Genomic DNA, 11176 nt, shown 5'->3' with positions numbered 1-11176 from the left:
CACCAGTGCGAAGGCGAACCGAAGGAGGAAATCCGCCCGGGCGATGTCATTACCTGCGCGCCCGGCAAGCGGCATTGGCATGGCGCAACCTCGACCACCGCCATGACCCATATTTCCATCGTTCAGGCCGACGCCCACGGCCAAGCCGTGAACTGGATGGAGCAAGTCACCGATGAGCAATACCTCGCCTGATACCATGAAGACACAGAGCACCACCCCAACCGTCGGCTTCTTGTCGGCGCTGCCCGGCGCCGAATCGCAACTGCAATCGCATATGCGCATCAGCTTGAACGTGGGCCTGACGGCCAAGCAGTTAGAGCAGGCTGTGCGGGTGCTGAGCGCACAGGTGGGAGGGACCTGACAACAGCCGACGTGCGCATGATGCGCTGGTAGAGGCGCAGGCGCACGGTTGAGTCGATGCAAACCGATAGCCAACGCAAAAGCCAACACCGATAGGAGAAAACTCATGAGAGGCACCATACTTTATGGCGCCGGGGACGTCCGCTTCGAAGATGTCCCGGAACCCAAAATCGTTCACCCAACCGATGCCATCATCAAGCTGTCGGCGACCTGCATCTGCGGCTCTGACTTGTGGCCCTATCGTGGACTGAACAAAATTGACTCGCCGATGCACATGGGACATGAATACTGCGGTGTCGTGGTCGAAGTGGGTTCTGACGTAACAACCGTCAAACCCGGCCAGTTCGTGGTCGGCAGCTTCTGCCTGTCCGACAACACCTGTCCGCACTGTCGGTTCGGATTCCAATCGTCCTGCGCGCAGCGCGAATTCATGACGGCTGCGCAGGCACCGTACGCCCGCGTGCCACTGGCCGACGGCACTCTGGTCGCTACCGCCGAAATGCCGGACGCAGACATGATCCCACACATGCTGGCGGTATCAGATGTGCTCGGCACGGGCTGGTACGCAGCCGATGCAGCCCAGGTGCGCGAAGGTGGCACGGTGGTCGTCGTGGGCGATGGCGCCGTCGGGCTGATGGGCGTGCTGTCTGCCAGCCAGAGGGGAGCTGGCCGCATCATTGCCATGAGCCGCCATGCCGACCGCCAGAAGCTTGCCCGTGAATTCGGTGCCACGGACATTGTCGAAGAGCGTGGCGAGGAAGGCATCGCCCGCATCATGGAACTGACTGATGGCGTGGGAGCGGAATCGGTGCTCGAGTGCGTGGGCATGGAGACGTCCATGCAGCAGGCCGTAGGCGTCTGCCGTCCCGGAGGAACCATCGGGTATGTAGGCGTGCCGCACGGTGTGAGCTTCGATGGGCAGAAATTGTTCTTCACGCAGCAGCGCATGCTGGGCGGCCCCGCCCCCGTACGCCGCTTTCTACCCGACCTGATGAACCGCGTGCTGGAGGGCAGCATCCAGCCTGGCAAGGTATTTGATCTGGTATTGCCGATCGCCCAGGTGGCCGAGGGTTACAAGGCCATGGACCAACGTCGTGCCATCAAAACGATGCTGCGCGTGGACGAATGATCACAACATGATTTGAACGGAGCAAGGCGTTGGGCTGATACCATGGTCGTATTCACGCAACACAAAGAAGAACCGCCCACCGAGCTCAAATCGAGTAGCCATGTGGGTGGCCTCCCCGAAAACATGGCTTGTGATGGCGTGATAACTATTTGATTAATAAGAGCAACATTGATCACATGAAACTCGCCACCTGGAACGTCAATTCGCTTAACGTGCGGCTAGGCCACGTCATGGACTGGCTCGCTGCCAACCCGGTCGACGCGCTTTGTCTGCAGGAGCTGAAGCTACCTGACGAAAAATTCCCGCACGAGGCCTTGGCACAGATCGGCTACCAGGCCTGCTGGGCGGGACAAAAGACGTATAACGGGGTGGCCATCCTGTGCCGCGAGGCACTCACCGACGTACAGCGCAATCTGCCCGACTTCGAGGACCCGCAACAGCGTATCATCGCGGCCACGGTGCCTGGACCTGGCGGCCAGCCGCTGCGCATCATCAGCGCCTATTGCCCCAATGGCCAGGCGGTAGGCAGTGACAAATACGAATACAAGCTGAAATGGTTCCAGGCGCTACGCAAGTGGCTGCAGCAAGAGATGGCTCGCTACCCCGATCTGGTCATCCTGGGCGACTACAACGTGGCGCCCGCCGACGCCGACGTCCACGATCCACAGGCGTGGGAAGGTTCGATTCTGGTGTCGGAACCAGAGCGCGATGCGTTCCGTCAATTGCTGGACCTGGGGTTGCAAGACACGTTCCGGATGTTTGATCAGGCGCCCAAGTCCTTCAGCTGGTGGGATTATCGGCAAATGAGCTTCCGGCGCAACATCGGCGTGCGTATCGACCACATTCTGGCGACACCCGCGCTGGCTCGCTGCTGCACAGGCTGCCGCATCGACAAAGAGCCACGCAAGTGGGAAAAGCCTTCCGACCACGCGCCGGTGATCGCAGACTTTGACGCGGCGGCGTGAACCCCTGTCCCACGGCCGTCTATAATGGCGGACCGATAAGAATTCTTTCTGACATGCCGCTCGATAGCCGTCTGATCGCCCTGCTGGACCAGGGCATGGTGCTCGACATCACGCTTGAGACTCTGCCGTTTCGCGTCTATGTGGCGCAACGCAATGCAGACGTGCAGCAGGTGGCCGAGCTGGTTCCAGCCGAACAATTCGAAGGCCCGGGCGAAGTCCACGTGGCAGCCATCGACGCAGGCGACGATGCCGAAGAACAAGTGCAAGACGTGCTCTTCAATCTGAACCCCGGTGACTCGCTGGTGTTCCTGTGCACCAGTCCACAAGCCTATACCGACACGCTGGCTGCCTTCGGGCAGCAACCCCAGCCCGAGGCACACTCGTGATGGTGACCCCGCTGAACCCGTCGTCGGGCAACTTGTTCATGATTGTCGCGCCCAGCGGCGCGGGTAAATCCAGCCTCGTCAATGCGCTGCTCGAACGCGACGACAGTCTGACCCTCTCTATTTCGTGCACTACCCGTGCCCCACGCCCCGGCGAGGTAGACCAGGTCAACTACCGCTTCGTGACGGTGGATGCATTTCAGGCGCTACGCAACCGCGGAGACATGCTCGAATGGGCTGAAGTCCACGGCAATTTTTACGGCACGCCGCGTGACCGCGTGGCTCAGGCCGTTCAGGCGGGCCGTGACATCATCCTGGAGATTGACTGGCAAGGCGCACGCCAGGTGCGACAGCATTATCCGCAAGCAATCGGCATTTTCATACTGCCACCTTCCATCGAAGCGCTGGAAACCCGCCTGAAAAAACGAGGACAAGATTCCCCCCAAGTAATCGCACGCAGGCTTCTGGCCGCGGGGGGTGAAATGGCCCATGCCTCTGATTGCGAATATGTTATTATTAATCAAGACTTTAGCGTCGCTTTAGCGCACCTGCAGCAAATCGTGGCTGCAGCCCGTTTGCGCTATACGGCACAATCGATCCACCATGCCGAGCTGTTCATGCAGCTGGGCATCCGAAAACCTATTTCAACCGCTCCCTGATCAGGAAATCCATGGCTCGCATTACTGTAGAAGACTGCCTCGAAAAAGTCCCCAATCGGTTCGACCTGACACTGGTCGCCACTTATCGTGCGCGCGAACTCGCGCAAGGCCACGAGGCCCGCATTCAGACCCACAACAAACCCACTGTCACGGCATTGCGCGAAATCGCCCAAGGCCAGGTCGGGACTGAAATGCTGCGCAAGGTCCCCACCTGATCGAGAGTACTCATGGCGTTTTCGGGGCTCAGGGGTGCATCGTCAGGCCTGCTTGCGGTATTACGCAAAGGGCCGCGCCTGCGCAGACGGCAAACGCGCCCCGCACCTGCGGCACCCATCGAAACGCCACCCAGCCCGATTGCATCGCTCGCCGGGCTGAACAAGATCATTTCGGGGTATCTCACCCCACAGGACAGCGAACGCGTCCGTGAGGCGTACCGCTTTGCAGACAACGCCCACCTGGGGCAATTTCGTGACAGCGGCGAGCCGTACATCTCCCATCCCATCGCCGTATCCGAAATCTGCGCGGGCTGGAAGCTCGATGCCGATTCGCTCATGGCGGCGCTGCTGCACGACGTCATTGAAGACCAGCACGTTCCCAAGCAGGAGCTTGCTGAAAAATTCGGCTCTGAAGTAGCCGACATCGTCGATGGGCTTACCAAACTCGAGCGTCTCGAATACGCGACCAAGGCCGAGCAGCAAGCGGAATCGTTTCGCAAGATGCTGCTGGCCATGGCGCGCGACGTCCGCGTCATCCTCATCAAGCTGGCCGACCGTCTGCACAACATGCGCACGCTCGACGGAGTCAACGCCGAAAAGCGTGCGCGCGTCGCACGCGAAACACTCGACATCTACACGCCTATCGCGCACAGGCTAGGGCTCAACGCCCTGTTTCGCGAACTGCAGGACCGCTGCTTCAAGGCGATCTACCCGAACCGGTATGCAGTGCTGTACAAGGCCATGATGGCCGCCCGCGGCAACCGCCGCGAGGTGGTGTCCCGCATTGCCGAGGCCGTGCGCGCAGCGCTGCCGGCGGCCGGCATCGATGCCGAAGTCATGGGGCGCGAAAAATCGCTCTACAGCATCTACAAAAAAATGGTCGAGCAAAAGAAGTCGTTTTCCGACGTGCTCGACATCTATGGGTTTCGCATCATTGTCCATACCTTGCCAGAGTGCTATCTGGCGCTGGGCACTCTGCACCAGCTCTACCGGCCGGTACCAGGCAAGTTCAAGGACTACATTGCGATCCCCAAGGTCAATGGCTACCAATCACTGCACACCACGCTGATTGGGCCGTACGGCACTCCGGTCGAGTTCCAGTTCCGTACGCGCGACATGGACCACGTGGCCGAAGAAGGCGTCGCCTCACATTGGCTCTACAAAGAGCACGGGACATCCCTCAACGATCTGCAGAAACGGACGCATCAATGGCTGCAGTCGTTGCTCGACATCCAAAGCCAGACGGGCGATTCGGGCGAATTCCTCGAACACGTCAAGGTCGACCTGTTCCCCGATGCGGTTTACGTATTCACGCCACAGGGCAAGATTCTGTCTCTGCCCCGAGGCGCCACGCCCGTGGACTTTGCCTACGCGATCCACACGGATGTCGGCAATCATGCGGTGGCAAGCAAGATCAACGGCGAATTTTCGCCCTTGCGTGCGGAGCTTCACAGCGGCGATGCAGTAGAAATCATCACCTCGACGGCTGCACGACCCAGCGCCCAATGGCTCAACTACGTGCGCACCGGACGCGCGCGGTCTGAAATCCGCCACTACTTGCGCACTGAACGCTATGAGGAGTCTGTGGCCTTCGGTCGCCGGCTGCTCAATCAGGCTTTTGACCAGCTGGGGATCACCTACCCCGCGGACGATGACCCACAATGGGAACGCATGTCCAAAGGCTCTGCCGGTGCCTCGCGCATGGAAATCCTGGCCGATATCGGCCTCGGAAAACGGCTTGCGGCCGTGGTAGCGCGCCGCTTTGCGCCCGAAAACGCCATGCTGGCACTGACGGCAACGGCCGTCGACGAATACAACACCATCACCAGCGCCCCCATTGTCATCCACGGCAACGAAGGCCAGGCGGTGCAGCTTGCGCAGTGCTGCGGCCCCCTGCCTGGCGATGCCATCATCGGCGGCATCCGCCTGGGCCACGGCCTGGTCGTGCACATGGCCGACTGCCCTGTAGCTTTGCGCCAGCAGACGAAAGAACCCGAACGCTGGATTCCCGTCGCCTGGGACACTAATACGGCCCGCCACCTGACAACTCGCCTGGACGTCATGGTCCTGAACGAACGCGGTGTCCTGGGCCGCCTTGCTGCCGAAGTCACGGAAGCAGATTCCAACATCGTGCAACTCACCATGCCCGACGAAGCCGCCGCCACTGCCCTGCTGCACCTGACGGTTCAAGTCGACAGCCGCAAGCACCTGGCGCAAGTCATCCGCAACATCCGCCACGTCCCCCAAGTAGAAAAAATCACCAGAGCGAAGGGGTGAGCCGAGACACAATATGGCCCCTGCGGGCCATATTGTGTACGGCGAACCGGAGCCGCCTGCAGGCGGCTCCGGTTCGCCAGCCATACAAAAGCCCGCAGGGGCTTTTGTATGCGCAGGCTCACCCCTGATCCCCGCTGCCCTTGCTGTTGATCAGCTTCTTCCCTTCGCTGGTCACCTTGACCTTCATCTCGCTACGCAGGTCAGTGAGCACAGCCGCTTGTTCCACGGCTCCCCATACCTGTGCGAGTTGCGTTCCCAGGCCCTCCAGCGCAGGCTTGTCCGTGGTACCCGGCTGGATATGGTCCACCCGAATGACCGCGTACGCCGTCGGCAGCGTAACACTGCTGTAGGCCGGCAACGGCGTGACCGGAACCGAGAACGCGGCGTCGAGCACCGACTTGGCCAGACCCGCAGAATCCATGCGGCTGATCGTCACAGGCTTCTCGAACCCATCCGAAGATGGTTTCTTCTCGACCGCCGCCAACGCCTGTTTACCGGCCGCCACGGCAGCCGCCAAAGACCGCTCGTCGGTCAGATCGGTGCGAATCCGAGCATCCACCTGCGCAAGCGCAGGCACGTGCGAGGGCGTGAGCTTATCCACCCGCACCACCAGCATCGTATCGGGAGAAATCTCGATCACGCCTGAATTCTGCTTGTCGGCCAGCACCTGTGAACTAAAAAGCGCCTGGCGCACCCGAGGATCCCCCAGAGCGGCAGCATCCTTGCTGGCGGAGGCTGCCCCTGGACCCGCCTCATCAGCCGCCAGGAGACGGTCTCGTGCAATGCCGGTAACGTGACGAATCTGCAGGCCTAATTGCTTGGCGGCAGGTTCCAGACTGCTGGAATTGTCATACACCAAGCTGGTGAGCTTGGTGGCCATATCGGCGAAGCGATCAGCAGCCAGTTGACGACGGACTTCGTCGGTGACCTTGGCCCGGGCCTCGTCGAAGGTCTCGCCTTTTTCAGGCTGAACTTCGTTGGCCAGGAAGATGTGGTAGCCATCCGGCCCTTTGATGGGATCGGAAACCTGCCCCTGCTTGAGCGCAAACACCGCCTGATCCATGCTCAGCGGCAAGGTACCGCGCTGAATCCACCCCAACGTACCGCCTTCGCGGGCAGTCCCGGCATCTTGCGACTCTTTACGCGCAAGGTCTGCAAACTGCGACGGCTCGGCACGCGCCCGCTTGGCGATGTCCTGCGCCTTGGCCAGCGCCGCCTTGGCGATCTCCTCGGTGGCCCCAGCTGGAACCTTGATCAGGATATGACTGAGGTTCACGCGCGCCGGCACCACATACCGCGACTTGTTCTGGTCGTAATAATCCTTGAGCTGCGCATCAGAGATTGCAGGCACGCTGGCCATGGCCGCCGCCTCGTCGAGCACCAGGTAATCGGCAGAAACTTCATCGGGCAGGCGCAGCTCTTTTTGATGTGACTCGTACCAGGCCTTGACGTCCGCATCGGTAATGGTGACGCCGGCACGATAGTCCTTTGCCTGAAACACGCGCAGAGCAATCGTCCGCTCTTCAGTCAAGGCCCGCTTCAGACTGTCGAGCACCGGAGCAGGAAGGCTGGCGGATTCATCGACCGGCGACAGCACGGTCGTCAGCGCCAACTGCGCACGCTGGCCTGCTTCGAAGTCACGTGGGCTCATCCCGTACTGCGCCAGAACCTCATGGTAACGATCTGGCGAAAACTGCCCATCGACCTGCAACTGCGGCATGGAGGCAATGGCGCGACGCAACACGCTGTCCGACACGCTGAAGTGCTCGCGTGCTGCAACAGCCATCTGGACCTTCTGGTCAATGAGCTGATTGAGCAAGGCTTCACGGGCCTGAGGGTTGTCGAGCAACGCAGGGTCAAAGCGCCCCTGGCTGCTTTCCTGCATCTGCTGCAGCTGATTGCGCTGAGCCTGAGTGAATTCTTCCTTCGTGACCGACAGACGCCCGACATCTGCCACAGCAGGATCAGCGCTGACGATGGAATACCCGCTCACCCCCAGAAACACAAAGGATGGCACGACAAAAATCAGGAGCAGCAACTGCATCAACCGTTGATGCGTGCGGATGAATTCGAACATAAACGGATCACCTGCGGAAGGCTCGGGCCACAATCACAAACGGGCGACCGATGCCACCCAAGCCGACCGGAAACCTGGTTAGTCTGAAATGGAACGCAGTTTAACACTGTGACCGCAGCGGGGCGCTAGAATGCAGGCAACAACGACAGATGGACTCCCGCTTTCGGACGCAGATCTCATGCCCACACCTCATCCGCTTTGGCCCTGGCCACGCTTCATCGCCCACCGGGGCGGCGGCAAGCTGGCGCCGGAAAACACGCTCGCCTCCATGCGCACGGGCGCACACAAAGGCTTCCATATGGTTGAATACGACGTGAAGCTCAGTCAGGACGGCGTCCTGTTCCTGATGCACGACGACACCGTCGACCGCACGTCCGACGGACATGGCCTGGCCTCCAGCCTGAGCTGGGCAGCGCTCTCGGAATTCGACTTCGGCAGCTGGCATGGTCCGGACTTCGCCGGGGAATGTGCTCCCACGCTCCGGGCCGTCGCCCGGTCCACACGGGCGCACTCCGTACACAGCAACATCGAAATCAAACCCACCACTGGCACGGAAGCAGAAACCGGCCTTGCCGTTGCCCGGGCCGCTGCACAGTTGTGGCAGGGTGCTTCCCTGCCGCCCCTGCTCTCGTCTTTTTCAGAAACTGCGCTCGAAGCGGCTCGCACGGCAGTGCCCGAACTCCCTCGTGCACTGCTCATCGAAGGCTCGGTGCCCGCGGATTGGCACGCCCGCATGAAGGGCCTGGGCTGCACCGGCTTGAACATCGACACGAAATTCGCAGACCACGACGTCGTCCGCGACATCCTTGGGCAAGGGGCGACGCTCGCCATCTGGACCGTCAACGACGTGGTACGCGCCAAAGAGTTGCTGGATTGGGGATGCCATGCGCTCTTCACTGACGCACTCGATACCGTGCGCGAAGACACTCCTGTCTTCAAGTCACAGAGCTGACGCGCCCCATGTTCAGTTATCGCCACGCCTTCCACGCCGGCAACCACGCTGACGTCCTCAAGCACGCGATCCTGGTACAGATCCTGGATTATTTCAATCGCAAAGAGGGCGCCTACTGGGTCATCGACACCCACGCCGGGGGCGGCCTGTACGCCCTGGACGGCGACTGGGCCGGACAAAGCGGCGAAGTCAAGGACGGGCTGGACCGGCTGCTGGCGGCGTCCGAACCGCCTGCACTGATTTCTCGTTACCTGCAGGCCGTGGCGGCCTTCAATCCCGACGGGCAGGCAAATATCTACCCGGGCTCACCCTGCCTCGCGCTGCAGTCCATGCGTCCCCAAGACCACCTGCGCCTCTTCGAACTGCACACCACCGAAATCGAGGTGCTCCAGGACACACTCGCGCATCTGGGCAAGAAAGCCACGCGTCACACCCAAGTGGCGCACGAAGACGGATTCCATGGCCTCTTGCGACTGCTGCCTCCGCCTCCACGACGCGGCATCATCCTGATCGACCCGCCCTACGAGGACAAACAGGATTATCGCCACGTACTCACCGCCGTGCGCGAAGGCCTGCAGCGGTTTGCGCAAGGCTGCTTCGCTATCTGGTATCCACAGGTTCAACGGGTACAGGCGCACGAAATGGCGCGGTCTCTGGAACGCCTTCCTGTCGATTGGCTGCACGCCAGCCTGTCAGTGTGCAAACCCTCTGAGGATGGGCTCGGCATGCACGGAAGCGGAATGTTCATCGTGAATCCGCCCTGGACCCTGCAGGCCGAGCTCGAGGAAGCCCTCCCCTGGCTCGCGCAGGTACTGGCGCAAGACAGTGGCGCACGATTCTCGCTGACTCGAGGAACAGCAGCCCCCCAGGGATCCTCGCGCGCCCAAGGGCAGGCTCCTTTGAGCGAATCCCCGCGTCAGAAGCGTTCGCCCTCGCGCAGATAGCGCCACTGGCCCACGGGCAGATCACCCAGCACCACGTGGCCCATGCGGACACGCTTGAGGCCCACCACCTTGAGGCCCACCTGCTCGCACATGCGACGAATCTGGCGCTTGCGCCCCTCTTGCAGCACGAAGTGCAGCTGATCCTCGTTCTGCCACTGCACCTTGGCCGGGCGCAACAGGTGACCATCGAGCGTCAGGCCGTGGTTGAGAAGCTCCAGGCCACGACCCGCCAGACGTCCTTCGACCCGAACCAGATATTCTTTTTCAAGCGAGGAATCCTCGCCAATCAGCTGGCGTGCAATCCGGCCATCCTGGGTAAGTACCAGCAGTCCCTGGGAATCGATGTCCAGCCGTCCGGCCGGAGCCAGCCCCCGAAGATGAGAAGGCTCGAAGGTACGGTGGCTGGTTTTTGGGTGATAAAGTGTTCGGGCCTCGATGAGAGAAGCCGCCACACGGTAGCCCTTGTCGGTCTGGTGCGAGGCATACCCCACCGGCTTATTCAGGATGATGGTGACTTTGTCGGTCTGCCTGCGTGCCGCTTGACGCTCCAGCGTGATGCGGGCGCTGGGCAGTGCCTTGGTGCCCAGCTCGCTGACCACCTGGCCGTCCACGCGCACCCAGCCACGCTCAATGTAGGCGTCGGCTTCACGCCGCGAACACAAGCCCCGTTGGGCCATCAATTTAGAAATACGAACCGGTTCCATGGGGCAGCATTGTAGCCTCACTACCCTGCACCCAAACAGCGGCCCACCAAGGACGCTGATACGCCGCGAGTAAGCTCGCCAGACAGGTCAGACCGCTTCGGGCCCGGTTTCTCCGGTACGGATGCGAATTGCCTGAAGCACGGGGGTGACGAAGATCTTGCCATCACCGATCTTCCCGGTGCGTGCCGCACGCACGATGGCTTCGATCATGAGTTCGGTACGATCGGCTGGAACCACGAGATCGATACGAATTTTGGGTAGAAAATCCACCACGTACTCGGCCCCCCGGTAGAGCTCGGTGTGCCCTTTCTGACGTCCAAAGCCTTTGACTTCGGTCACCGTCAGGCCATTGGCACCCAGTTCGGACAACGCCTCACGCACCTCGTCGAGCTTGAAAGGTTTGACGATGGCTGTGATCTGCTGCATGTCGGTCTGCGCCATGATGTCGATGATCCTGCGGAAAAGCAATTAATATAGCGCAGGTCGGGTGCTGCGTCCGCTGCCTGTACAG

The 11176-nt window shown here is 61.1% G+C and carries 12 protein-coding genes and 1 pseudogene; 10 read left to right on the top strand and 3 right to left on the bottom strand.

The features are described from left to right. The 8 genes and pseudogenes from VF285_RS07455 to VF285_RS07420 all read left to right on the top strand — a co-directional run. A pseudogene (locus tag VF285_RS07455) lies at positions 1–192 on the top strand (cupin domain-containing protein); the annotation flags it as partial. Beyond that, a complete protein-coding gene (locus VF285_RS07450) occupies positions 173–361 on the top strand; it encodes a hypothetical protein (RefSeq protein WP_346951989.1) in 189 nt (62 codons plus the stop codon). The pseudogene VF285_RS07455 and the gene VF285_RS07450, both read left to right, overlap by 20 nt. Positions 362–466: 105 nt before the next feature. Next, positions 467–1489: a zinc-dependent alcohol dehydrogenase family protein gene (locus tag VF285_RS07445; protein WP_346951988.1), complete on the top strand. Its 1023-nt coding sequence runs from the start codon at positions 467–469 to the stop codon at positions 1487–1489. Positions 1490–1665: 176 nt separating this feature from the next. After that, on the top strand, positions 1666–2454 hold the full coding sequence (xth, locus tag VF285_RS07440; protein ID WP_346951987.1) for an exodeoxyribonuclease III: 789 nt from the start codon (positions 1666–1668) through the stop codon (positions 2452–2454). Positions 2455–2507: 53 nt separating this feature from the next. Beyond that, a complete protein-coding gene (locus tag VF285_RS07435; protein ID WP_346951986.1) occupies positions 2508–2840 on the top strand; it encodes a hypothetical protein in 333 nt (110 codons plus the stop codon). Next, positions 2837–3496, top strand: coding sequence for a guanylate kinase (gmk, locus tag VF285_RS07430; RefSeq protein ID WP_414648091.1), 660 nt, complete (start codon positions 2837–2839; stop codon positions 3494–3496). The genes VF285_RS07435 and gmk overlap by 4 nt, the downstream gene beginning before the upstream one ends. 11 nt (positions 3497–3507) lie before the next feature. Then, a complete protein-coding gene (gene rpoZ / locus VF285_RS07425) occupies positions 3508–3711 on the top strand; it encodes a DNA-directed RNA polymerase subunit omega (RefSeq protein ID WP_346951984.1) in 204 nt (67 codons plus the stop codon). 12 nt (positions 3712–3723) lie between these two features. Continuing rightward, positions 3724–5988, top strand: a complete 2265-nt coding sequence (locus VF285_RS07420) for a bifunctional (p)ppGpp synthetase/guanosine-3',5'-bis(diphosphate) 3'-pyrophosphohydrolase (RefSeq protein ID WP_346951983.1) — start codon at positions 3724–3726, stop codon at positions 5986–5988. A 118-nt stretch (positions 5989–6106) separates the two neighbouring features. Here VF285_RS07420 and VF285_RS07415 read toward each other — a convergent pair whose 3' ends face one another. Further along, complete coding sequence (locus VF285_RS07415; RefSeq protein WP_346951982.1) at positions 6107–8065, bottom strand: SurA N-terminal domain-containing protein; 1959 nt, start codon at positions 8063–8065, stop codon at positions 6107–6109. A 178-nt stretch (positions 8066–8243) separates the two neighbouring features. Here VF285_RS07415 and ugpQ point away from each other — a divergent pair, with 178 nt between their 5' ends. Both ugpQ and VF285_RS07405 read left to right on the top strand, forming a co-directional pair. Further along, positions 8244–9017: a glycerophosphodiester phosphodiesterase gene (gene ugpQ / locus VF285_RS07410; RefSeq protein ID WP_346951981.1), complete on the top strand. Its 774-nt coding sequence runs from the start codon at positions 8244–8246 to the stop codon at positions 9015–9017. 8 nt (positions 9018–9025) lie between these two features. Continuing rightward, complete coding sequence (locus VF285_RS07405) at positions 9026–9961, top strand: 23S rRNA (adenine(2030)-N(6))-methyltransferase RlmJ (protein WP_346951980.1); 936 nt, start codon at positions 9026–9028, stop codon at positions 9959–9961. Here the strand turns inward: VF285_RS07405 and VF285_RS07400 are convergent. Together VF285_RS07400 and VF285_RS07395 are read right to left on the bottom strand one after the other, a co-directional pair. Further along, positions 9934–10665, bottom strand: coding sequence for a pseudouridine synthase (locus VF285_RS07400; protein ID WP_346951979.1), 732 nt, complete (start codon positions 10663–10665; stop codon positions 9934–9936). The genes VF285_RS07405 and VF285_RS07400 overlap by 28 nt on opposite strands. An 87-nt stretch (positions 10666–10752) precedes the next feature. Then, complete coding sequence (locus tag VF285_RS07395) at positions 10753–11091, bottom strand: P-II family nitrogen regulator (protein ID WP_346951990.1); 339 nt, start codon at positions 11089–11091, stop codon at positions 10753–10755. Positions 11092–11176: the final 85 nt, after the last annotated feature.

This window comes from Castellaniella sp., from assembly GCF_036379515.1.
Classification (GTDB): Bacteria; Pseudomonadota; Gammaproteobacteria; order Burkholderiales; family Burkholderiaceae_B; genus Castellaniella.
This window is presented reverse-complemented; position numbering and strand designations above follow the sequence as displayed.

Bases quoted from the DNA above. Each gene is read 5' to 3' on its own strand.
- VF285_RS07450 (WP_346951989.1), top strand. From the start codon at position 173: ATGAGCAATACCTCGCCTGATACCATGAAGACACAGAGCACCACCCCA.
- VF285_RS07445 (WP_346951988.1), top strand. From the start codon at position 467: ATGAGAGGCACCATACTTTATGGCGCCGGGGACGTCCGCTTCGAAGAT.
- xth (WP_346951987.1), top strand. From the start codon at position 1,666: ATGAAACTCGCCACCTGGAACGTCAATTCGCTTAACGTGCGGCTAGGC.
- VF285_RS07435 (WP_346951986.1), top strand. From the start codon at position 2,508: ATGCCGCTCGATAGCCGTCTGATCGCCCTGCTGGACCAGGGCATGGTG.
- rpoZ (WP_346951984.1), top strand. From the start codon at position 3,508: ATGGCTCGCATTACTGTAGAAGACTGCCTCGAAAAAGTCCCCAATCGG.
- VF285_RS07420 (WP_346951983.1), top strand. From the start codon at position 3,724: ATGGCGTTTTCGGGGCTCAGGGGTGCATCGTCAGGCCTGCTTGCGGTA.
- VF285_RS07415 (WP_346951982.1), bottom strand. From the start codon at position 8,065: ATGTTCGAATTCATCCGCACGCATCAACGGTTGATGCAGTTGCTGCTC.
- ugpQ (WP_346951981.1), top strand. From the start codon at position 8,244: ATGCCCACACCTCATCCGCTTTGGCCCTGGCCACGCTTCATCGCCCAC.
- VF285_RS07405 (WP_346951980.1), top strand. From the start codon at position 9,026: ATGTTCAGTTATCGCCACGCCTTCCACGCCGGCAACCACGCTGACGTC.
- VF285_RS07400 (WP_346951979.1), bottom strand. From the start codon at position 10,665: ATGGAACCGGTTCGTATTTCTAAATTGATGGCCCAACGGGGCTTGTGT.
- VF285_RS07395 (WP_346951990.1), bottom strand. From the start codon at position 11,091: ATGCAGCAGATCACAGCCATCGTCAAACCTTTCAAGCTCGACGAGGTG.